This window comes from Coprococcus sp. AM100_B19A, assembly GCF_027662015.1.
In the GTDB taxonomy this organism is placed as follows: domain Bacteria; phylum Bacillota; class Clostridia; order Lachnospirales; family Lachnospiraceae; genus Allocoprococcus; species Allocoprococcus comes.
In genome coordinates, this window is record NZ_JAQDKN010000003.1 from 22,115 (window position 1) to 44,499 (window position 22,385).

Here is a 22,385-nt window from a genome sequence, read left to right on the forward strand (position 1 = left end):
AATGAAAAAATATGATGTAGTGGCACTTGGAGAATTGTTAATTGATTTCACAGAAAATGGAAAAAGTAATCAGGGAAATCCACTTTTTGAGGCAAATCCGGGAGGAGCGCCATGCAATGTACTTGCAATGCTGACGAAACTCGGACATAAGACGGCATTTATCGGAAAAGTAGGGGAAGACTTTTTCGGAGAACAGCTGAGAGATGCGATAACAGAAGCAGGGATTGATGCAGGTGGATTATGTACAGATAAGGAAATCCATACGACACTTGCTATGGTACATACTTATCCGGATGGAGACAGAGATTTTTCGTTTTATCGTAATCCGGGAGCGGATATGATGCTGAATAAAGAAGAGGTTCAGGCAGAACTTATTAAAGAAACAAAAATCTTCCATTTCGGAACGTTGTCCATGACACATGGAGGAGTGCGCGAAGCAACAAAAGAAGCAATCCGTATTGCAGAAGAATCCGGTGCAGTTATTTCCTTTGATCCGAACTTACGTCCACCACTTTGGAACTCTTTGGATGAGGCAAAGGAACAGGTATTGTATGGATTAGCACATTGTCAGATTCTGAAAATTTCAGACAATGAAATCCAATGGCTGACAGGTGAAGAAGACTATACGGCAGGGGTAAATTGGATTAGAGAAAGATATCAGATTCCGCTGATCCTTGTATCTATGGGAAAAGAAGGAAGTCGTGCATACTATAACGGAACGATGGTAGAAGTAAAACCGTTCCTTCAGAAGAATACAATTGAGACGACAGGAGCAGGAGATACATTTTGTGGTTGTGTATTACATTATATCTGTGAACACGGAATGGAAGGTTTAGAGGAAGAAAACCTGAAGGAAATGCTGACTTTTGCAAATGCGGCAGCATCTGTGATTACAACAAGAAAAGGGGCACTGCGTGTAATGCCAACCAGAGATGAAATTCAGAATCTGCAATGTTAATCATGGAAGTTCAGGCAGAGTCGGATATGATAAGCAATTATATCGAAATGTATCACCTTGCTCCGGCAAAGTACATGAATCAGAAACACTGGCTGGCAGTTCCAATGGATAAACAGTGCGAAGAAAAGGATTGACATTTCTGGCGGTGCATTCCATAATGACAATAGCAGTTTGATAGAGCTAACAAGAGCGGGAGCGTGACATGAGGAAAAAGAATTCTTATAGATGGCTGATATGGATTTTTCTGGCTGTAATTCTGATAGGTGTGGCATTGTGGAATATTCTGCCGCCGTATATTGATCGATGGCAGTCGACGAAAGATTATGAAAAACTTGCCGAAGAATATGTCAGTGATGAATCCGAACCAGATGACGGGAAGCAGAAGAAAAAAGACTGGTGGAGCACCGACATTAAAGTCGAATTTGACCAGTTAAAAACAGAAAACCCGGACGGCATCGGCTAGATACAGTTCGACGATCAGAATGAGCTTGGTATCAACTATCCTATCGTGCACTCCGGGGACAACGAAAAATATCTGCGCAAAGATATCCATGGCAATAAGCATATCGCCGGAAGTATCTTTCTGGAAGGACTGAATCAGTCAGATTTTTCCGACCTTTATAACGTCATTTACGGACACAACATGAACAATGGCAGTATGTTCGGCAGTCTGAAGAAATACAAGGATGAAGGCTTCTGGAAAAAGAACCAGTACTTTACGGTCTATACCGAAAGCACTGCCTACCGCTATCAGATCTTCTCCTATGAGGATGCGGTGAATGGCGGCAATGTATATAAAGTCGGTTATCAGCCGGGGGAAGAATACCAGACGTTTATTGACGAGATGGTAAAAGACTCGGATTTTGATACCGGGATCAGACCAAAGTCAACGAACAAGATCCTGACGCTGTCCACCTGTACCGGGAATGGATACAGCAAACGGTTTGCTGTTCATGCGGTATGTATCGATACCCAGACAACAGACCAGACAAAATTAAAGGAAACGGATGATTAACAGGTAAAATGCATTGACAAACTTAAAAAAAGAACAATATAATTGGGGAAACCATGGTTTGAAGTAACTAACCAGAAGCAAAAGAGGAAAACAAGAACACAGAGAGTGAAGTAATGGCGGATAAAAAAACAGAAAACAGAAATATTGATACTGCAAAAGCCAGAGGAGAACTGGAAGAAGATCTTCTGGAGTATGTCTATCGGAAATGGAGACAGGGCAGACAGATTACATCAAAGGAATATGCCAGAACAACAGGAATAACGACCAGTGAGGTTCTTTTTTTGTATAAAAAATATCCTGTAAATTCTGTTTTAGAGAGTAAAAAAACTGTAGCTGAGGGGCTGTGAAAAAAGAACAGTCCCGAAAAAAATTTTGCCAATGCTAATTCAAGATTATCTGGACATCTGTGATCCAGTGCTGACTTTTGACAGAGTTATGGGAGAAATCGAACTGGAGAAATATCTGGATAACAAGTCGAAAATGACACAAATCTCACAGTATGAGCTTCAAAAGGGAAAATGGAAAGAAGAAATTGATTAAGCATTTGGAATATCAGATTTCCAATGCCGATGAAGCGTCTTTAAAAGAATATCGTGTGAATCTGCGACATTTGTAAAATCGAAAGGATTCTTTATGATTGGAATAAATAGAAAAGACATACAAGCAATCTTAAAAGCTGGTGCAAAAAAAATCTCAAAAAATTAGCACTCACCTCTTGACAGTGCTAATAATACGTGCTATAGTACAGGTAGAACAAAGGAAGGGGAACGAAAAGAAAGGTTCGCCAGAGAGTGTTCCGAACGTATTATGAGTGTTTGAAAGGAGACAGGACTTATGTTAATGCCTAGTATTTTTAATAATAATTTATTTGATGATGATTGGTTTGGATTTCCGTTTTACGGATATGCAGATAAAGCAGAGAACAGAGCAGAAAAGAAGCTCTATGGACATCATGCGAATAATCTGATGAAGACAGATATCAAGGAAATGAAAGATGGATATGAACTTGAGATTGATCTTCCAGGGTTCAAGAAAGATGAAGTTACTGCAGAATTGAAAGATGGTTATCTGACAGTCAGTGCGGCGAAAGGTCTTGATCAGGATGAACAGGAGAAAGAAACCGGCAGGTATATCCGCCGTGAACGTTACGCAGGAGCATGTCAGAGAAGTTACTATGTTGGTGAAGATATCACAGAAGAAGATATCAAAGCAGAATTTAAACATGGTATTCTGAAACTCTTTGTTCCGAAAAAAGAAGCAAAACCAGCGGTAGAAGAGAAGAAATATATCACAATTGAAGGTTAATATAGAAGATAAATTTTCCCCGGAGAGCAATCTCCGGGGTGTTTTACAGGCAGGAGGTGACAGAACATGGCAGCAAAGCGGGATTACTACGAGGTGCTCGGAGTAGCAAAGAATGCAGATGAGAAGACAATCAAAAAAGCTTACCGGAAGATGGCAAAGAAGTATCATCCGGATACCAATGCCGGAAATCCGGATGCAGAAAAGAAATTCAAAGAAGTAACAGAAGCCTATTCAGTACTGAGTGATCCGGAAAAGAAGAAGATGTATGACCAGTTTGGACACGCCGCATTTGACCAGTCTGCAGGAGGCAGCTATCAGGGCAGTGGATTTGGAAATGGTTTCCAGGGATTCAAAAGTGGTCCTGGAGGATATCAGGAGTATCATTTTACAGGAAATGCAGATGATATTTTCGGAGATATGTTTAAAGATATCTTCCATGGAAGCAGCAGTAAAAGCACAGATGGTTTCGGAGGTCATGGTTTTCACAGAAGCAGTTTCTATGACGATGGATCCGGATTTGGTGGCTTCGGAGGATTTGGCGGTCACGGGTCAGCAGGCTTTGATCAGAAAGGACAGGATCTGAATGCCAGTGTATCTGTTACATTTGATGAGGCAGCATTTGGATGTGATAAAAGAATTACTCTGCAGGATCAGAGCGGAAAGGCGCAGACACTTGAGGTGCATATTCCGGCAGGAATTGACAGTGGAAAGAGTATAAGACTTCGTGGAAAAGGGATGCCTGGAACCGGAAAAGGCGGTGCAGGAGATCTGCTTCTGAAAGTAACTGTTCAGCCAAAAGCCGGATATGAACGAAAAGGTATGGATGTTTATACAACGGTCAGCATTCCTTATACAACGGCTGTGTTTGGTGGAGAAGCAAGGGTGCATACCCTGTATGGTGATGTGATGTGCAAGATTAAAGAAGGAACACAGTCAGGAAGCAGGATTCGTTTAAGAGGAAAAGGAATCGTTTCCATGAAGGATGCAAATGTCCATGGTGATCAGTATGTAACGGTACAAATTCAGGTTCCGAAACATTTAAATGCAGAAGCAAGACAGAAACTGATGGAATATAAGAAAGCCGCTGCCGGAGGAAGATAAAGGATCCGGGGCGTTTCATATAGATGGGACTCAGAAAATGAGTCCGATGATTTAACAGGGAAGTAAAAATTTGTATAGATTTAGCACTCGACTCTTGACAGTGCTAACAACAAGTGCTATAGTTCGAGTAGAACAAAGATAGCAAGGCAAAGGAGGGACTCATGTTATGAATATCAATAAATTTACACAAAGTTCTATGGCGGCAGTACAGAACCTTGAAAAGATTGCGGCAGATTATGGCAACCAGGAAATTGAACAGGAACATCTTCTGTATTCTTTGCTTACAATAGATGACAGCCTGATTCTCAAGCTGATTGAGAAGATGGGCATTACAAAAGAGACAATGATGAACCGTGTGGAAGAGCTTTTACGGAAGCGTCCGAAGGTACAGGGCGGTCAGATGTATATTGGTCAGAATCTGAATAATGTGCTGATCCATGGCGAGGATGAGGCAAAGCAGATGGGTGATGAATATGTATCGGTTGAGCATCTGTTCCTCGCACTTCTGAAATATGCGAACCGTGAGATCAAAGGTATGATGAAGGAACTTGGAATCACAAGGGAAAGCTTCCTTCAGGTACTTTCTTCGGTAAGAGGTAATCAGCGAGTAACCAGTGATAATCCGGAAGCTACTTATGATACCTTGAACAAATACGGGGAAGATCTGGTAGAAAAAGCCAGGGAGCAGAAGCTGGATCCGGTCATCGGACGTGATGCAGAGATCCGGAATGTGATCCGTATCCTGTCACGTAAGACAAAGAACAACCCGGTTCTGATCGGTGAACCTGGTGTAGGTAAGACAGCAGCAGTAGAAGGTCTGGCACAGCGTATCGTGCGTGGTGATGTACCGGAAGCTTTGAAAGATAAAAAAGTATTTGCACTGGATATGGGAGCACTGGTTGCAGGTGCCAAGTATCGTGGTGAATTTGAAGAGCGTCTGAAAGCAGTTCTGGAAGAAGTCAAGAACAGTGATGGAAACATCATCCTGTTTATCGATGAGCTGCATACCATTGTAGGTGCCGGAAAGTCAGACGGTGCAATGGACGCCGGAAATATGTTAAAACCAATGCTTGCCCGTGGTGAGCTGCATTGTATTGGTGCGACAACTCTGGATGAGTATCGCCAGTATATCGAAAAGGATGCCGCTCTGGAACGTCGTTTCCAGCCGGTTATGGTGGATGAGCCTTCAGTTGAGGATGCCATTTCTATCCTTCGTGGATTGAAAGAGCGTTATGAAGTATTCCATGGTGTCAAGATCACAGACAGCGCACTGGTTGCGGCGGTTACTCTGAGTAACCGTTATATTTCAGACCGTTTCCTTCCGGATAAGGCAATCGACCTGGTTGATGAAGCATGTGCATCCATTAAGACAGAGCTGGATTCTATGCCGACAGAGCTGGATGAACTGAACCGTAAGATCATGCAGCTGGAGATTGAAGAAGCCGCTTTGAAGAAAGAGGATGACCGACTGAGCAAGGAAAGACTGCAGAAACTGCAGGAAGAACTTGCCGAAGAACGGGAAAAATTCGCAAAGCAGAAAGCACAGTGGGATAACGAAAAACATTCTGTTGAACATGTACAGAAGATTCGTGAGCAGATTGAACAGCTGAACCGTGAAATCGAAGCAGCTCAGAGGAGCTATGATCTGAACAAGGCAGCAGAGCTTCAGTACGGACGTCTTCCACAGTTGCAGAAACAGCTGGAAGAAGAGGAAGCAAAGGTAAAAGATGAAGATCTGTCACTGGTTCATGAAAGTGTTACCGATGATGAGATTGCCAAGATCATTTCCCGCTGGACTGGCATTCCGGTTGCAAAATTAAACGAAAGCGAGAGAAGCAAGACACTGCACCTTGCAGATGAACTTCACAAACGTGTCATCGGACAGGACGAAGGCGTTACGAAAGTAACCGATGCAATCATCCGTTCCAAAGCAGGAATCAAAGATCCGACTAAGCCGATTGGTTCCTTCCTCTTTCTTGGACCTACAGGTGTAGGTAAAACAGAGCTTGCAAAAGCACTTGCCGAGAATCTGTTTGATGATGAGAACAATATGGTGCGTATCGATATGAGTGAGTACATGGAGAAATATTCTGTGTCCCGTCTGATCGGAGCGCCTCCGGGATATGTCGGATATGATGAGGGCGGTCAGCTTACGGAAGCCGTTCGCAGAAAACCGTATTCCGTAGTGCTTTTCGATGAAGTAGAAAAAGCACATCCGGATGTATTTAACGTACTTCTGCAGGTACTGGATGACGGACGTATCACGGACTCACAGGGACGTACCGTTGATTTCAAGAATACGATCTTGATCATGACATCGAACATCGGATCTTCTTATCTGCTGGATGGTATCGATGAAAATGGCGATATCAAACCAGAGGCAGAGGAGATGGTCATGAATGATCTGAGAGCACATTTCAGACCGGAATTTCTGAACCGTCTGGATGAGACGATTATGTTCCGTCCGCTGACGAAAGATAATGTCTACTCTATCATCAGCCTGCTTGTCAATGATATCAATAAACGGCTTGCAGATAAAGAACTGAGGATCGAGCTTACTGAAGCAGCCAAACAGCTTGTAGTGGAAGGCGGATATGATCCGACCTATGGTGCAAGACCATTGAAGAGATATCTTCAGAAGAATGTTGAAACCGAGGCAGCTAAACTGATCCTGGAAGGAAATGTTGGCAGCGGAGATACGATCCTGATCGATAATGTGGATGGAAAACTTACTGCAAGGATCAAGCAGCACTTAAGAGAAGTATAAGATAAGGAAAATAGATGGATATGAGCAGTAGGACAATGAAAAAAGGTTTTGTCCTACTGCTTTTTCGGTTAATAAAATTTCAGATCTGTGAAATAATGTGAGTAAAGAGAAAAAACTAGGAGGACACATTATGAGCGGAATGAAATTTGAAAAAGAAATCTTTATGAAGTATTTGATCGAGCGGGAAGCATCGGAGGCAACAAAGAAGAAATATATGACAGATGTAACGACTTTTTATTCCTATGCAGCAGAAGCGGAAGAAATAGATAAGGAACTTCTGCTTGCTTACCGGGAGTGGCTGATGCAGCATTATGCAGTAAGCAGTGTAAATTCGATGCTTGTGGCACTGAATCAGTATTTACTTGCCGTTGGGCTTGGAAAATGGAAGCTCCGCAGAGTCCGTGTACAGGGCTGTAATTCAAAGATGATGGAAAGAGAACTGCAGAAATCCGATTATATCAAACTGGTGCGGAAAGCAAAAGAGCAGGGAAAGGAACAGCTTGTAATGATTATGGAGACGCTTGCAGGGACAGGAATCCGGATCAGTGAGCTAAGATATTTTTCAGTTGATAGTGTTCAAAGCGGGATCGTGAAGGTGTGGAATAAAGGAAAATACAGACCGGTTATTTTAACGGATCAGTTGAGAAAAAGACTGTTGTATTATATAAGAAAAAACAGGATTCAAAAGGGAAATGTGTTTATAACGAGATCGGGTCATGAAAAAGACCGGTCGAATATATGGAGAGAATTAAAACAGCTTGCAGTAAGTGCGGGGGTGGAAACCGAAAAAGTATTTCCGCACAATTTCAGACATATGTTTGCAAGAATTTTTTACAGGGTTACTGGGAATCTGTTGCAGCTTGCGGATATTCTGGGACACAGCAGTATCGAGGTGACAAGGATTTATGCTTCGGATGGAATTATGGAATGGAAAAAGAGCATGGAAATGTTAGAGATGCTTGTAGAATGACGACATAATGTTAATTATGTTGTAATATAAATCGTCCAAACTCAGTCCAACTATATTCTAGTCTGTATTACAAAGACTGTCAACATTAAAAAACGTTACAAAAATGCAAAACAGTCCTTTCACTTTAATTATGTAAAACATTTATTTTTTCCTTTTTATTTTCATATTTTCGAGTCAAAATACCTATATCGAAAACTACAACATAATTAACATTATGTAGAAAAGAGGGAACATATGGAAAGAGATATATTTGATGATATGATAAAGAGAGTGGACTGTTCATATGTATCCGATCTGAGATACAACAAAAAAATAGTAGAATCCAAGCTGAAAACGATGGATTTAAGTTTATATAATGAGAAGCAGCTGGAAGAATTTGCACAATATGTATTTAACTGTGGATGGAGTGAAATCGGCAGTAAGCTTGATAAATAAAAGATAAAATAATGAAAATGGATGCGGGATATGATAAAATGAATATCATATTCCGTATTTTTTGTGTATACGATGAGCCAAGTGCAGATTTGTGCTTGCACAAGGATCTGCATTTGTCGAATGTAAATCACCTGGCTGTTAAGCGAGATGGTGTACAAAGTATACAAATCGAGCAGGAGTCAGCCTGCTCGATTATTCACAGAGAGGAGACAGCAGGAATGTCACACATCATTTTCCATATAGATGTCAATTCAGCCTACCTTAGTTGGACGGCAGTAGAACAACTGAAAAATGGTGCCGATGTGGACATCCGTACGATCCCCGCGATCATCGGCGGTGACAGAGAATCACGCCATGGGATCGTATTGGCGAAATCTCCTTCGGCAAAGAAATTCGGCATTCGGACGGGAGAGCCGGTGGTAAATGCGTTCCGCAAGTGTCCGAATCTTCACATGGATCCGCCAAATCACAGGATGTACAGGGAGTATAGCCGGAGACTGATGGATTTCCTGAAAACCTATACACCGGAAATCGAGCAGGTCAGTGTGGACGAGTGCTATATGGATTTTACCGGAATCGCACAGCGTTTTTCTTCGCCGGTGGAGGCTGCGTATGAAATCAAAGCCCGGGTTTATGAAAAGTTTGGGTTTACCGTGAATGTGGGGATTTCGACAAACAAGCTTCTGGCAAAAATGGCATCAGACTTTGAAAAGCCAAACCGTGTCCACACTCTTTTCCCGGAAGAGGTCAAGGAAAAAATGTGGCCGCTTCCGGTGAGTGAGCTTTTTATGGCAGGGAAGTCCAGTGTGGCGATTCTGGAAAAGCTGGAAATCCGGACAATTGGTGAGCTTGCGCAGACAGATCCGAAGCTTCTGGAATTCCATTTGAAAAGTCATGGGAGAACGCTGTGGGAATTTGCGAATGGAATCGGTGATGCAAAGGTGCAATCCGAGGAGACCGCAGCAAAGGGTGTCGGTAATTCCACCACACTTCCAAAAGATGTGGAAAAGGCAGAGGATGCAAAAAAGGTTCTATTTTCTCTGGCAGAAAGTGTGGGAAAGAGACTAAGGAAAGCAGGGCAGAAAGCCAATATGGTTAGTGTGGAAATCCGCTACAGTGATTTTCAGAATGTATCTCACCAGAAGCAGCTTGGCAGAGCATCCGGTGCAGATCAGGTGATTTACGAGGCGGCCTGCAGTCTGTTCGATGAGCTGTGGAACGGTAAGCCGATCAGATTGCTTGGTGTTCGCACAGCGAAGCTTGTGGATGAAGATGAACCGGAGCAGTTAAGCCTGTTTGACCTGCAATTCGAGGTGAAATCTGAGAAGCCGAAGAAGAGCATGGAAAAGCTGAAAAAGCTCAGTGCGGCAATGGGAGAGATCCGCGGAAAGTATGGGGCGGATGCGGTGATACGGGGCAGTGTTCTGGAGCAGAGAGAAAAAGAGAAGAAATATGAAAAGAAACAGTTCTGAAAATTTCCCGGGAAACTTTCAGAGCTGTTTCCATGCCTTGACACCTAAAGAATCCCTGGAGTATAATGAGATGATATGTAGAAATATAAGGGGATAGAAAGGAGCTTCTTTAAACAATGGAATTTAAAGACAGAGAATTTATTCCGGTACTGCTTGGTGGAGATATCAATACTTACAGTGTTGCCCGCGCATTTTATGAGCAGTATCAGGTGAAGACATATATATTTGGAAAGTTTGCAACAGGACCGAGTTACGGAAGTAAGATCATCGAATATCATCCGAATCCGAAGATTGATACGGACGATTATTTTCTTCAGACAGTCAATGGATTTGCAAAAAAGCATAAAGACAAAAAGATTATGCTCATCGGATGTGGTGACAGTTATGTGGCGCTGATCAGTAAGCATAAGGCAGAGCTTGAGAAAAATATTATCGCACCATATATCGATTTTGATCTGATGAACAGTCTGCAGCAGAAAGAGACTTTCTACAAGTTGTGCGAAAAGCATGGGGTAGATTATCCGGGAACGATTATTTACGATCAGTCCATGGGACTGGATTTTGAGATGAATTTCCCGTACCCGGTAATTTTAAAGCCGTCTGACAGTATTTCTTACTGGGAGCATCCGTTTGCAACCCAGAATAAGATCTACACGATCAAGGACAGAAAAGAACTGGAAAAAGTAATTCGGGATATCTATGGGGCAGGTTATACAGATAAACTGATCATCCAAGATATGATTCCGGGAAATGATGAATATATGCGTGTTCTGACTTCTTATTCTGACCGGAATGGAAAAGTTAAAATGATGTGTCTGGGACATGTACTCCTGGAAGAACACACACCACACGGACTTGGAAATCATGCAGTTATCATCACAGAGCCAAACGAAGAGCTGATGATGAAGGTGAAGAATCTGCTGGAAGATTTGCACTATGTAGGATTCTCCAACTTTGATATCAAGTATGACAGGCGTGATGGCAAATACCGTTTCTTCGAGATCAACACCCGCCAGGGACGAAGTAATTATTATGTGACAGGATCTGGATTCAATGTTGCAAAATATGTAGTAGAAGAATATGTTTACGGAAAAGAACTGCCGCTTGAATTTGCAAAAGAAGAACATCTCTGGATGACAGTACCGAAGGCAGTTGCTTTCAAATATATCAAAGAAGAAGCAAACCGTGAGAAGATGAGACGCCTTCTTAAGGAAAAGAAGATGGTCAATCCGGTATTTAAGAGAGGTGATTTTAAACCAAGACGTTATCTTGCTATGGTGAAGAATCATCTCAGACAGTTTGGTAACTTTAAGAAATATTACAGCTAAGAGAAGCTGAAACAGGGAGAATGATATGCTGAAAAAATTAGGTGTTATCGGCGGAATGGGACCGGAGGCGACAAGTTTTTATTATGCAAGAGTGATCGCGAGGACAAAGGCGGAGAGTGATCAGGAGCATATCAACATGATCATTTTAAGTCATGCGACAATGCCGGACAGGACACAGGCAATCCTTACAGGAAATAAGCTTCCGTTTCTGAAAGCAATCACACAGGACGCAAGAGATCTGGAGATGCTGGGAGTGGAAAATATTGCGATTCCGTGCAATACCTCGCACTATTTCCTGGAAGATATCCAGAAATCTACAAGTGTTCCGATCATCAATATGGTAGAGGAGAGTGTCAGATATGTAGTAGAGGCTCATCCAAAAGTGAAGAAGATCGGGATCATGGGAACAGATGGAACGATGCAGGCAAAGACTTACCACCGAGCCTGCGAAAAATTTGGAATCACACCGGTAGTTCCGGGAGAAGCCTGCCAGAAAGATGTGATGTCGCTGATCTATGATGATATCAAAAAAGGAAAGCCGGGAGACAAGAACAAATTTGACCGTGCCTATAATGATCTGAAGGCAAAAGGCTGTGATGCAGTAATTCTTGCATGCACAGAGATTTCGGTATTCAAAGAATATTATCAGGTACCGGCAGACTGCATGGATGCAATGGATGTTCTGGTAAGAGAATCCATCATCAGATCCGGCGCAGAGTACCGGGAATAATACCGGAAAGAATATAAGGGAGATAAATACCAGATGGAAAAATACACATTACAGGAGTACGCAAATCTGTTACAGAACCTGCGTATGATGAAAGAATTTTATTCAAATGGGGAAGAAGAAAAAAACGTAGGATATCTGACCTATGATTCCAGAGAGGTGACGGAAGGGACATTGTTTATTTGCAAAGGTGCGGCATTTAAGGCTGAGTATCTGGATGCAGCGATCGAAAAAGGTGCGATTGCTTATGTCAGCGAAGTAAAATATGAAACGAAAGAAGATGTTCCATATTTTCTGGTAGACGATATCCGTAAGGCGATGCCTCCACTTGCAGAGAAGTTCAATAATGCACCGTGGAAGAAACTGACGATCACCGGAATCGGCGGAACAAAAGGAAAATCCACTTCTGCTTACTATATGAAAGCAATCGTGGATGATTATATGGAAGCAACCGGTGGAAAGGAAAGTGCAGTCCTTTCTTCAATCGATATTTATGACGGAGTGATCAAGAAAGAATCCCATATTACTACGCCGGAGTCGGTAGAATTGCAGGAGCATCTGCGCCATGCCGTAGAAAGTGGTATTACATTTGCCGAGATGGAAGTATCTTCACAGGCGTTAAAATACAATCGTGTCGATAACATGCAGTTTGATGTGGGAATTTTTCTGAATATTTCAGAGGACCATATCAGTCCGATCGAGCATCCGGATTTTGAAGACTATTTTTCGTCTAAACTGAAAATTTTCGGAAAATCACGTTACGGAGTTGTGAACATGGATGCAGATTTTGCAGACCGTATTCTGAAAGAGTCAAAGGTCTGTGAGAAGGTGCTGACGTTCAGTACAAAGAATCCGGAAGCAGATGTTTATGGTTATGAGATCCAGAAAGACGGACATGAAACGGTATTTATGGTAAAGACAGAGCTGTTTGATGAAGAATTCCGTCTGACGATGCCGGGACTTTTCAATGTGGAAAATGCACTGGCTGTCATTGCGGCATCCATTCTTCTTGAAATCCCGAAGGAGTATATGCACAGCGGTCTTTTGAGGGCAAGATCAAGCGGACGTATGGAGCTTTATGGAAGTGCAGATAAGAATCTGATCGCTGTTGTGGATTATGCACACAACAAGCTTAGTTTTGAAAAGCTGTTCTCTTCAATAAAAGATGAATATCCGGATTATAATATCGTATCGATCTTCGGATGCCCCGGAAAGAAAGCATTTATCCGGAGAAGAGACCTTGGAACGGTAGCGGGTCAGTATGCGAAAAAGGTTTATCTGACAGCGGAAGATCCGGGATATGAGCCGGTAGAGCAGATTTCCAAAGAAATCGCACAGTATGTGGAAGCACAAAACTGTCCGTATGCCATGATCGAGGATCGGGGAGAAGCAATCAAAGCAGCGATGGATGAAGCAGAGGGAAAGACTATTTTCCTGATTACCGGAAAAGGAAATGAGACAAGACAGAAATATGGCTGTGAGTATCTGGACTGCAAATCAGATACACAGTATGTTAAAGAATATCTTGCCGAGTATGATAAAAAGCATCAATAGAAACTGAGAGATGGGTGGGTGTTCCTGCAAACGCACAGGATGCGTGAAAACGAAAGCAGGAAATCCACCCATTTTATATATTTTCATATCCGGTGTGACGTTTGAGGGGAAACAGCATATTCTGAAAACAAAGAGTCCAAAAAGAGGAGCCTTATGAAGCTTTCGGTTCTGTTTAAAAGGATTCAGCATGCGGTGATCCAAATGCCGGAATTAGAAGAAGAGATGGAAATCCGGGGGATTACCTGTAATTCCCAAAAGGCAGAAGAAGACAGTCTGTTTGTCTGCATTCAGGGAAACCGGACAGATGGACATGATTATATAGAAGAAGCCTGCAACCTTGGGGCATCCTGCATTCTGATAGAAAAACTGGTATCTGGGGGAAGGATGCTGAAGTTTCCGGAAAATGTTGCCGTCGTTCTGGTAAAAGATACACGGGAAGCTCTTGCCGGGATCAGCAGGATCTGGTTTGGAAGTCCTGCTGATAAGTTGAAAGTGATTGGCGTGACCGGCACAAAGGGGAAAAGTACGGTGGCAGTGATGATCCGGGAGATGCTGGAAAGTCTTGGCCAAAAATGCGGACTGATCGGTACGATCGAACACCATCTTGGAAATGAAGTGGTAACTTCGCAAAATACGACCCCGGATGCCTTTACCATTCAGTCGTATTTTGCTAAAATGGTAGAAGCAGGTTGCCACTATGCGGTGATGGAGGTATCTTCACAGGGAATAAAGCAGCATCGGATCGATGGAATTTGGTTTGAAATCGCGGTATTCACTAATTTCGGGGAGGATCACATCGGACCAGGCGAGCATGCAAGTCTTGGGGAATACCGATATTACAAATCATGTCTTTTTGAACAGTGCAGGATTGGAATAGGGAATCTGGATGATGCACAGTGCAGCTATATGTTCCAGAGAAAATGTTGCACGAAATACGGATTTACCTGTCGGGAAGAAGAAGGGCAGGAAAGAGGATTTAGAAACAGTCATGTACTGACGGCAGAAAAAATCAGTTTTCTGATGGAAGGTGGAGAACTTAAAACGGTATTTTATGCAGATGATAGAAAATATGAGCTTGCCCTTCCTGGAAAATTTAATGTGTACAATGCACTGGCTGCTTTACAGACGGTGAGCTGTCTTGGATTTGAAAGAGAAGAAGCAGGAGACGTGTTAAAGCATCTGGTGGTAAGAGGCAGGATGGAACGGGTAGATGTAGGAGAAAATATCCTGTGTTACATTGATTACGCGCATAATGCCATGAGTCTTGCAAAAGTGCTTAAAATGCTGAGAATTTACGAACCAGAACGTATTTTACTGGTGTTTGGATGTGGAGGCAACCGTGCCGGAAGCAGAAGAAGCGGGATGGGAAGAGTAGCAGGAGAGCTTGCGAATCTGACGATCATCACTTCAGATAATCCGAGATGGGAAGAGCCGGCAAAGATTATGGCAGACGTTGAAGAAGGCATCAAAGAAACTTCCGGAGCCTATCGGATGATCCAGGATCGGGAAGAGGCAGTATTCTTTGCGGTAGAAATGGCAAGACAAGGGGATATCCTTCTGATTGCGGGAAAGGGACATGAAAATTACCAGGAGATCCAGGGAGTCAGGTATCCGATGGATGACCGGGAACTGGTGCGAAAAGCCGTCAGGCTGGCTGCACAAAAGAGACAGAAAAAGGAACAGACAGAATGTACGCAGACATTATTATAGATATTACACATGAAAAACTGGATAAAGTATTTCAGTACCGTGTACCGGAAGAACTGGAAGGAGATTTACGGACCGGTGCAGGCGTCATTGTGCCGTTTGGACGGGGGAACCGGGAAACGAAGGGGTATATTGTCGGTTTTTCGGAAACATGTGATTATGATGCGGAAAAAATAAAGGATATTCTGCGCACAGATACATCAAGTGTAGCGATTGAGGCAAGGCTGGTTGCACTTGCTGCGTGGATGAAAGAATATTATGGAGGTACGATGATCCAGGCATTGAAAACGGTGCTTCCGATCAAGCGTACCGAGCAGCAGAAGGAACAGCGGATTTTAAAAAGATGTATTTCCAGAGAAGCAGGCGAAAAGAAGCTGGAAGAATATCTTCACAAGAACCAGAAAGCGCGGGCAAGACTGATGGCAGCACTTTTGGATGATGAAGAGGTAGAATATTCTCTGATCAGCCAGAAGCTGAATATCACGCTGACGGTGGTGAGAGCGCTTGAAGAGCAGGGGGTTCTGGAAATCAAAAATCATAAGATTTACCGTAATCCTGTGAAAGAAAAAGAGCAGCAGCGGCATTTTATTACCTACACGGAGGAGCAGGAAAGTGCAATCCGTACGTTTGAAAACGATTATAAAAAAGGGATCCGAAAGACCTATCTTTTATACGGTGTGACCGGAAGCGGCAAGACAGAGGTCTATATGGAAATGATCCGGCAGGTGGTAAAGGAAAAGCGGCAGGCAATCGTACTGATTCCGGAGATCGCATTGACTTACCAGACGGTGATGCGCTTTTACAGGACATTTGGGGAGCGCGTTTCCATCATGAATTCCAGACTTTCAGCGGGAGAGCGGTATGATCAGATGATGCGGGCGAAAAAAGGAGAGATTGATGTGATGATCGGTCCAAGATCTGCGCTTTTTACCCCGTTTCCGAGTCTTGGGCTGATCGTGATCGATGAGGAACATGAGGCAGCTTATAAAAGTGAACAGGTTCCCCGGTATCATGCGCGGGAGACGGCAATCGAACGCGCAAGCCTGGAAGGGGCAAGTGTGGTACTGGGATCGGCAACCCCTTCCATGGAAGCATTTTACCGGTGCGAGCTGGGAGAGTATACGTTGCTGGAATTAAAGAGGCGGACTGCAAAAGCAGAGCTCCCGGAGGTCTACACGGTGGATATGCGTGAAGAACTGCAAAAAGGGAACCGTTCTATTTTAAGTGACAGGCTCCATGAGCTGATGGAAGACCGTCTGAAAAAGAAAGAACAGATCATTTTGTTTCTGAATCGAAGAGGGTATGCCGGATTCCTTTCTTGCAGGTCCTGCGGATATGTAGTAAAATGTCCTCATTGTGATGTTTCACTGGCAGCGCACAATAATGGGAAAATGGTGTGCCACTACTGTGGCTACGAAGAAACGGTTGCAAAAAAATGCCCGTCCTGCGGCTCCCCTCATATCGGAGGTTTCCGCGCAGGAACACAGCAGATTGAAGAACTGGTAAAAAAGGAATTTCCGCAGGCAAGGGTACTTCGGATGGATCTGGATACTACAAGATCCAAAGAAGGACATGAAAAGATTCTATCTGCATTTGCAAATGAAGAGGCAGATATTCTTGTCGGAACGCAGATGATCGTAAAAGGACATGATTTTCCAAATGTGACCCTGGTTGGCGTGCTTGTCGCGGATATGTCCTTATACTCGGATGATTTCCGGTCAGCAGAGAGGACATTCGAGCTTCTGACGCAGGCTGCGGGAAGGGCCGGAAGAGGGGCAAAAAAAGGAGAGGTCGTGATTCAGACCTACAGCCCGGAGCATTATAGTATCCAGACGGCAGCACGTCAGGATTATCAGGCATTTTATACAGAAGAGATGAATTACAGGGAACTGATGGGGTATCCGCCGGCAGAGCATCTGATGGCGGTACTGGTAGCCTGTGAGGATGAAGCACTTCTGGAAAAAGGAATGCACTATCTCAAATTATATGCAATGCGGATCACGAAGAACCGCAAGGTACAGGTGATCGGTCCGGCAGCTCCGGCAGTCGGAAAGGTCAAGGATGTGTACCGGAAAGTTTTGTATCTGAAGCAGGAATCCTATGAGATCCTGATTGAAATGAAAGATAAAATGGAACAATATATTGAATTGAACCGGGGATTTGCAAAGATGCGGATTCAGTTTGATTTTGATCCGATGAGTGGATTTTAAAAGAAAAGGCAGGAGGAAGAACAAATGGCAATTAGAAAAATCAGAGAAATAGGCGATGAAGTACTGACAAAGGTGTGTAAGGAAGTAACAAAGATGACACCAAGAACAACAGAACTGATCGATGATATGTTAGAGACCATGTACGAGGCAATGGGGGTAGGTCTTGCTGCACCACAGGTTGGAATTCTCAAAAGAATTGTTGTCATCGATATCGGAGAAGGTCCGGTTGTCATGATCAACCCACGCATCGTAGAGAGCAGCGGAGAACAGACCGGGGAAGAAGGATGCCTTAGTGTACCAGGTAAATCCGGTATTGTTACCCGTCCGAATTATGTAAAAGCAGTAGCACTTGATGAAGATATGAAAGAATACGAGATCGAAGGCGAAGGACTGATGGCAAGAGCAATCTGTCACGAACTGGAGCATCTGGACGGTCATCTTTATGTAGAAAAAGTAGAAGGCGAACTTCACAGCACAGAATACGAAGAAGCCTAGGCTGGAAGCGGGAGGTTAAGATAAGATGAAGATAATATTTATGGGAACTCCTGATTTCTCAGTCGGAACACTGGAAGCACTGGTAGAAGCAGGACATGAAGTAGTGCTCGCTGTCACACAGCCGGACAAGCCAAAAGGCAGAGGCAAAGAAATGCAGTTCACTCCGGTAAAAGAATGTGCACTTGCACATAATATCCCGGTCTATCAGCCAAAGAAGATCCGGGAACCTGAATGTATCGAAGAATTGAAAAAATATCAGGCAGATGTCTGCGTAGTCGTGGCATTTGGACAGATCCTTCCAAAAGAGATTCTGGAAATGACACCGTACGGATGTATCAATGTCCATGCATCTCTTCTGCCGAAATACCGCGGTGCTGCACCGATCCAATGGGCGGTCATCAATGGAGAAAAAGTATCCGGTGTCACAACGATGCAGATGGATGAAGGACTTGACACGGGTGATATGCTGGAAAAAGTAGAAATCACATTAGATAAAAAAGAAACAGGAGGAAGCCTTTTCGATAAACTTTCCGCAAAAGGAGCCGCACTCTGCGTCCATACCCTTGCAGAATTGGAAAAAGGAACCATTACTCCACAAAAACAGGGCGAAAGCACCACCGAATACGCAAAAATGCTCAACAAAAAATCCGGTGAGATCGACTGGACGAAAACAGCAGTAGAAATCGAACGCCTGATCCGCGGCTTAAATCCATGGCCAAGTGCCTACACCCAGTGGGAAGGCAAAACGATGAAAATCTGGGAAGCAGAAGTAGAGGATGTGGTAGAAACCATAGATACTCATGAGCCCGGAACGATCACAGAAGTCACAAAACACGGCTTCAAAGTTCAGACCGGTGAAGGCAGACTAGCCATCAAGTCCCTCCAGATCCCAGGCAAAAAACGCATGGAAGCCGATGCCTTCCTACGCGGGTACCACATAGAAACAGGAGAAAAATTAGGCTAGAGTTTACTTTTAGAATTTGAGCTTTGCAAATTTAACAAATATTTTTCGACCTAACATATCTGGCGCAAAAAAACGCAAAGCGTTTTTCGCGCCCTTTGGCGCATTTGTCCCATCGTGCACCGCACGATAGGACAAACAGCCGACACCCATTGAAAAATGTAGCCCGGAAGCGAAAGATATTCGCTAAGCAGGTCATCGAAAACGTCGGCACTTAATAAGGCTGAGCGTTAGCGAAAGCCGAATTTAGTACCGCTACGTTTCCGGACTAAGCGCGAGCGGGCCTGCGTGCGAATATCTTTCGCTTCCGGGCGGACCCTTATTCAACAAGGAGGCAAACATGTACTACCCATATTATTTTGATCCAACTTATTTCCTTGTCATCATCGGCGTCATCATCTGCGCCCTTGCATCCGCCAAAGTGAATTCCACCTACGCCAGGTACGATCAGGTCCGCAACCACGCCGGGATCACCGGTGCGATGGCAGCGGAGCAGATCCTCAGGATGGAAGGGATTTATGATGTACAGGTGATGAGAGTAAGTGGAAAACTGACCGATCATTACGATCCGGCGAACCATGTACTGCGGCTTTCGGATTCCACTTACGGTTCGACATCGGTTGCGGCACTTGGAGTTGCAGCACATGAATGTGGACACGCGATCCAGCATGCAAGGCATTATGTACCGCTGACAATACGCGGAGCACTTGTTCCGGTGGCGAATTTTGGATCCGGGATTTCATGGCCGCTGATCATAATGGGATTATTTATCAGAGGAGAAATGTCTACATTGTTTATCAATCTTGGAATCCTGATGTTTTCATTGGCAGTGCTGTTCCAGATCATCACGCTTCCGGTAGAGTTTAATGCATCGGGAAGAGCACTTAAAATCCTGAAAAGTTCAGGCATGCTATATGAATCAGAAGTACGTGAGGCGAGAAGTGTTCTTACAGCGGCAGCGCTTACCTATGTGGCGAGTGCAGCATCTGCACTTCTGCAGCTTTTAAGAATACTGATCCTGACAGGAGGAAGAAGAAATGACGACGAATAACCAGGGAGTAGGTACAAGAGAACTTGCACTGATGATCCTGCTGGAAATCGAGCGTGGAGAGAAAAGTCATATCGTGCTCAGACAGGTGCTGGAAAAATATCAGTATCTGTCCAAGCAGGACCGTGCATTTCTGACCAGGCTTGCAGAAGGGACAACAGAGCGGAGGATAGAACTGGACTATATTATCAACCAGTTTTCAAAAGTAAAGACAGAAAAAATGAAACCGGTGATCCGCAATATCCTGCGCTGTGCGGTCTATCAGATCAAATACATGGATCAGGTTCCGGATTCGGCAGCATGCAATGAAGCAGTCAACCTTGCTATCCGGAAAGGCTTTAAGAACCTGCGGGGATTTGTAAATGGGGTACTTAGAAATATCGCGCGAAACATTGATAAGATTGCGTATCCGGAGAATACAGAAGAATTTCTCTCAATAAAGTATTCCATGCCACAATGGATCATCCGTATGTGGGTGAGAGATTATGGAGAAGAGAAGACGAAATACATCCTGAAAGGTTTTTATAAAGAACGTGCAACAACAATCCGGATCAATGGAAATGCAACCAGCAAAGAAGAGCTGATCAGAGAGCTGACAGGAGAAGGCATTCAGGTAAAAGAACATCCGCTTCTTGCGTCTGCGCTTCTGATCTCAGGCTATGATTATCTGGCAGCAATCCCGGCGTTCCGGGAAGGAAAATTCCAGGTACAGGATGCAGCTTCGATCATGGTAGCAGAACAGGCAGGAATCAAAGAAGGAGATTACATACTGGATGTGTGCGCGGCACCGGGAGGAAAAGCGCTCCATGCGGCACAGGTCCTGAATGGGACAGGTATGGTAGAGGCAAGGGATCTGACAGAGATGAAGGTAGAGCTGATTCGGGAAAATATTTCACGGATGGGATTTGAAAATATCCGTGCAGTACAGCAGGATGCAACCTGCTTCGATGCGGACTCTGAGGAAAAAGCAGATGTTCTGATTGCGGATCTTCCGTGTTCCGGCCTTGGTGTTCTTGCGAAGAAGACCGATCTGAAGTATAAGATGAACCCGGAGACGGAGACTGAAGTTGCAGCACTTCAGAGAGAGATCCTGGATGCGGTTTGCCGATATGTGAAGCCGGAGGGAACACTGATGTACAGCACCTGTACGATCAGCAGGACAGAGAACGAGGAAAACGCCGGATGGTTTGCCGAAAAACATCCGGAATTTGACCTGGAATGGGAGAAACAGATTTTCCCGTCTGATATAACCGATGGTTTCTATATTGCTAAATTTATCCGGAGGGGCAGATAATGGAAAAAAAAGATATCGCTTCGTATTCATTTGAAGAGTTACAGGAAGAAATGCTGGCGATTGGAGAAAAAGGATTCCGCAGTCGACAGATTTATTCCTGGATCCATGAAAAGCTGGTGGATGATTTTGAAGAAATGACCAATCTTCCAAAAACTTTACGCCAGAAACTGGAAGCAGCATACGAAATACGAAGAGTCGAAATGGAAAAAAGACAGATTTCAAAGATTGACGGGACCAATAAATTCCTGTTTTGCCTGAAAGACGGGAATATGGTAGAAAGTGTTCTGATGAAATATAAACATGGCAATTCGGTATGTATTTCCTCGCAGGTTGGCTGCCGGATGGGATGCCGTTTCTGTGCATCAACACTGGACGGGCTGGAACGAAACCTGACACCGTCAGAGATGTTAAGACAGGTTTACCAGATCCAGAAGATCACTGGCGAGAGAGTTTCTAATATTGTGATCATGGGAACTGGAGAACCGCTGGATAATTATGACAATTTTCTGAAATTCATTCACATGGTCAGTGATGAGCACGGGCTCAATATCAGCCAGAGAAATATCACGGCGTCTACCTGTGGAATTGTACCGAACATCCGGAGACTTGCAGAAGAAAAGCTGCAGATCACGCTGGCACTTTCCCTGCACGGTTCCAACCAGGAAAAGAGAAGATCGCTGATGCCGGTGGCAAATAAATACGAGCTTCATGAGGTTCTGGAAGCGTGTGATTATTATTTTGAAAAAACCGGACGGAGGATCACTTTTGAGTACAGCCTGGTTCACGGCGTAAACGATACACCGGAGGATGCAAAAGAGCTGATGGGAATCTTAAAAGACAGAAACTGCCATTTAAACCTGATTCCGGTGAACCCGATCAAGGAGAGAAACTACGAAAAACCGGACAAAAAAAGTGCCGAGAATTTCAAAAATAAACTTGAAAAAAACGGGATAAATGTTACTATAAGAAGAGAAATGGGCTCAGATATAGACGGAGCCTGTGGACAGTTACGGCGCAAGACGATGCAAGGAGTATAAA

21 protein-coding genes are annotated in these 22,385 nt (G+C 43.9%); all 21 read left to right on the forward strand.

Translation table 11 applies throughout. The features are described 5' to 3' along the window. The first annotated feature begins 1 nt into the window (after position 1). The 21 genes from PGQ33_RS03810 to rlmN all read left to right on the forward strand — a co-directional run bounded on the left by PGQ33_RS03810 (position 2) and on the right by rlmN (position 22,384). The gene (locus PGQ33_RS03810; protein WP_117555945.1) at positions 2 to 958 is read left to right on the forward strand and encodes a carbohydrate kinase family protein; all 957 of its coding nucleotides are present in this window, start codon (positions 2 to 4) and stop codon (positions 956 to 958) included. Positions 959 to 1,160: 202 nt separating this feature from the next. After that, positions 1,161 to 1,421 (forward strand): hypothetical protein, encoded by a 261-nt coding sequence (locus PGQ33_RS03815; RefSeq protein ID WP_117835592.1) that lies wholly within the window; start codon positions 1,161 to 1,163, stop codon positions 1,419 to 1,421. A 30-nt stretch (positions 1,422 to 1,451) separates the two neighbouring features. After that, entirely contained in the window at positions 1,452 to 1,973 is a 522-nt protein-coding gene (locus tag PGQ33_RS03820; RefSeq protein WP_270205372.1) for a class B sortase, read from the forward strand. A gap of 113 nt (positions 1,974 to 2,086) precedes the next feature. After that, a complete protein-coding gene (locus PGQ33_RS03825) occupies positions 2,087 to 2,320 on the forward strand; it encodes a hypothetical protein (protein ID WP_243000040.1) in 234 nt (77 codons plus the stop codon). Positions 2,321 to 2,351: 31 nt separating this feature from the next. Beyond that, positions 2,352 to 2,513, forward strand: coding sequence for a hypothetical protein (locus PGQ33_RS03830; protein WP_270205294.1), 162 nt, complete (start codon positions 2,352 to 2,354; stop codon positions 2,511 to 2,513). A 294-nt stretch (positions 2,514 to 2,807) separates the two neighbouring features. Beyond that, on the forward strand, positions 2,808 to 3,278 hold the full coding sequence (locus PGQ33_RS03835) for an Hsp20/alpha crystallin family protein (protein ID WP_008370865.1): 471 nt from the start codon (positions 2,808 to 2,810) through the stop codon (positions 3,276 to 3,278). Between the two features lie 66 nt (positions 3,279 to 3,344). Beyond that, positions 3,345 to 4,379 carry a DnaJ C-terminal domain-containing protein gene (locus tag PGQ33_RS03840; protein WP_270205295.1) on the forward strand — a complete coding sequence of 345 codons (1,035 nt, stop codon included), beginning with the start codon at positions 3,345 to 3,347 and terminating at the stop codon, positions 4,377 to 4,379. 166 nt (positions 4,380 to 4,545) lie between these two features. Continuing rightward, complete coding sequence (clpB, locus tag PGQ33_RS03845; protein WP_008370859.1) at positions 4,546 to 7,146, forward strand: ATP-dependent chaperone ClpB; 2,601 nt, start codon at positions 4,546 to 4,548, stop codon at positions 7,144 to 7,146. A gap of 130 nt (positions 7,147 to 7,276) precedes the next feature. After that, complete coding sequence (locus PGQ33_RS03850; protein WP_118217602.1) at positions 7,277 to 8,116, forward strand: tyrosine-type recombinase/integrase; 840 nt, start codon at positions 7,277 to 7,279, stop codon at positions 8,114 to 8,116. A 234-nt stretch (positions 8,117 to 8,350) separates the two neighbouring features. Next, the gene (locus PGQ33_RS03855; RefSeq protein WP_117835589.1) at positions 8,351 to 8,551 is read left to right on the forward strand and encodes a hypothetical protein; all 201 of its coding nucleotides are present in this window, start codon (positions 8,351 to 8,353) and stop codon (positions 8,549 to 8,551) included. A gap of 218 nt (positions 8,552 to 8,769) precedes the next feature. Then, on the forward strand, positions 8,770 to 10,023 hold the full coding sequence (locus PGQ33_RS03860) for a Y-family DNA polymerase (RefSeq protein WP_173692595.1): 1,254 nt from the start codon (positions 8,770 to 8,772) through the stop codon (positions 10,021 to 10,023). Between the two features lie 116 nt (positions 10,024 to 10,139). Next, on the forward strand, positions 10,140 to 11,351 hold the full coding sequence (locus PGQ33_RS03865) for a carboxylate--amine ligase (protein ID WP_055297612.1): 1,212 nt from the start codon (positions 10,140 to 10,142) through the stop codon (positions 11,349 to 11,351). 25 nt (positions 11,352 to 11,376) lie between these two features. Beyond that, on the forward strand, positions 11,377 to 12,081 hold the full coding sequence (locus tag PGQ33_RS03870) for an aspartate/glutamate racemase family protein (RefSeq protein WP_008370818.1): 705 nt from the start codon (positions 11,377 to 11,379) through the stop codon (positions 12,079 to 12,081). 33 nt (positions 12,082 to 12,114) lie between these two features. Next, positions 12,115 to 13,632 carry a Mur ligase family protein gene (locus PGQ33_RS03875; protein ID WP_008370817.1) on the forward strand — a complete coding sequence of 506 codons (1,518 nt, stop codon included), beginning with the start codon at positions 12,115 to 12,117 and terminating at the stop codon, positions 13,630 to 13,632. Between the two features lie 153 nt (positions 13,633 to 13,785). Next, a complete protein-coding gene (locus PGQ33_RS03880; protein WP_270205296.1) occupies positions 13,786 to 15,342 on the forward strand; it encodes a UDP-N-acetylmuramoyl-L-alanyl-D-glutamate--2,6-diaminopimelate ligase in 1,557 nt (518 codons plus the stop codon). Next, positions 15,321 to 17,549, forward strand: a complete 2,229-nt coding sequence (priA, locus tag PGQ33_RS03885) for a replication restart helicase PriA (RefSeq protein ID WP_270205297.1) — start codon at positions 15,321 to 15,323, stop codon at positions 17,547 to 17,549. The genes PGQ33_RS03880 and priA overlap by 22 nt, the downstream gene beginning before the upstream one ends. A 24-nt stretch (positions 17,550 to 17,573) precedes the next feature. Beyond that, entirely contained in the window at positions 17,574 to 18,044 is a 471-nt protein-coding gene (def, locus tag PGQ33_RS03890) for a peptide deformylase (RefSeq protein ID WP_008370813.1), read from the forward strand. A 25-nt stretch (positions 18,045 to 18,069) separates the two neighbouring features. Then, positions 18,070 to 19,008 carry a methionyl-tRNA formyltransferase gene (gene fmt, locus PGQ33_RS03895; protein ID WP_195254888.1) on the forward strand — a complete coding sequence of 313 codons (939 nt, stop codon included), beginning with the start codon at positions 18,070 to 18,072 and terminating at the stop codon, positions 19,006 to 19,008. Positions 19,009 to 19,345: 337 nt separating this feature from the next. Further along, positions 19,346 to 20,056, forward strand: coding sequence for a zinc metallopeptidase (locus tag PGQ33_RS03900; protein WP_055157421.1), 711 nt, complete (start codon positions 19,346 to 19,348; stop codon positions 20,054 to 20,056). After that, positions 20,043 to 21,347: a 16S rRNA (cytosine(967)-C(5))-methyltransferase RsmB gene (gene rsmB / locus PGQ33_RS03905; protein WP_270205298.1), complete on the forward strand. Its 1,305-nt coding sequence runs from the start codon at positions 20,043 to 20,045 to the stop codon at positions 21,345 to 21,347. The genes PGQ33_RS03900 and rsmB overlap by 14 nt, the downstream gene beginning before the upstream one ends. Next, positions 21,347 to 22,384, forward strand: coding sequence for a 23S rRNA (adenine(2503)-C(2))-methyltransferase RlmN (rlmN, locus tag PGQ33_RS03910; RefSeq protein WP_055157425.1), 1,038 nt, complete (start codon positions 21,347 to 21,349; stop codon positions 22,382 to 22,384). Before rsmB ends, rlmN begins: the two co-directional genes overlap by 1 nt. The last annotated feature ends 1 nt before the right edge of the window (position 22,385 follow it).

Coding starts and splice junctions, on each gene's coding strand:
- PGQ33_RS03810 (WP_117555945.1), top strand. CDS start 2: ATGAAAAAATATGATGTAGTGGCACTTGGAGAATTGTTAATTGATTTC.
- PGQ33_RS03815 (WP_117835592.1), top strand. CDS start 1,161: ATGAGGAAAAAGAATTCTTATAGATGGCTGATATGGATTTTTCTGGCT.
- PGQ33_RS03825 (WP_243000040.1), top strand. CDS start 2,087: ATGGCGGATAAAAAAACAGAAAACAGAAATATTGATACTGCAAAAGCC.
- PGQ33_RS03830 (WP_270205294.1), top strand. CDS start 2,352: ATGCTAATTCAAGATTATCTGGACATCTGTGATCCAGTGCTGACTTTT.
- PGQ33_RS03835 (WP_008370865.1), top strand. CDS start 2,808: ATGTTAATGCCTAGTATTTTTAATAATAATTTATTTGATGATGATTGG.
- PGQ33_RS03840 (WP_270205295.1), top strand. CDS start 3,345: ATGGCAGCAAAGCGGGATTACTACGAGGTGCTCGGAGTAGCAAAGAAT.
- clpB (WP_008370859.1), top strand. CDS start 4,546: ATGAATATCAATAAATTTACACAAAGTTCTATGGCGGCAGTACAGAAC.
- PGQ33_RS03850 (WP_118217602.1), top strand. CDS start 7,277: ATGAGCGGAATGAAATTTGAAAAAGAAATCTTTATGAAGTATTTGATC.
- PGQ33_RS03855 (WP_117835589.1), top strand. CDS start 8,351: ATGGAAAGAGATATATTTGATGATATGATAAAGAGAGTGGACTGTTCA.
- PGQ33_RS03860 (WP_173692595.1), top strand. CDS start 8,770: ATGTCACACATCATTTTCCATATAGATGTCAATTCAGCCTACCTTAGT.
- PGQ33_RS03865 (WP_055297612.1), top strand. CDS start 10,140: ATGGAATTTAAAGACAGAGAATTTATTCCGGTACTGCTTGGTGGAGAT.
- PGQ33_RS03870 (WP_008370818.1), top strand. CDS start 11,377: ATGCTGAAAAAATTAGGTGTTATCGGCGGAATGGGACCGGAGGCGACA.
- PGQ33_RS03875 (WP_008370817.1), top strand. CDS start 12,115: ATGGAAAAATACACATTACAGGAGTACGCAAATCTGTTACAGAACCTG.
- PGQ33_RS03880 (WP_270205296.1), top strand. CDS start 13,786: ATGAAGCTTTCGGTTCTGTTTAAAAGGATTCAGCATGCGGTGATCCAA.
- priA (WP_270205297.1), top strand. CDS start 15,321: ATGTACGCAGACATTATTATAGATATTACACATGAAAAACTGGATAAA.
- def (WP_008370813.1), top strand. CDS start 17,574: ATGGCAATTAGAAAAATCAGAGAAATAGGCGATGAAGTACTGACAAAG.
- fmt (WP_195254888.1), top strand. CDS start 18,070: ATGAAGATAATATTTATGGGAACTCCTGATTTCTCAGTCGGAACACTG.
- PGQ33_RS03900 (WP_055157421.1), top strand. CDS start 19,346: ATGTACTACCCATATTATTTTGATCCAACTTATTTCCTTGTCATCATC.
- rsmB (WP_270205298.1), top strand. CDS start 20,043: ATGACGACGAATAACCAGGGAGTAGGTACAAGAGAACTTGCACTGATG.
- rlmN (WP_055157425.1), top strand. CDS start 21,347: ATGGAAAAAAAAGATATCGCTTCGTATTCATTTGAAGAGTTACAGGAA.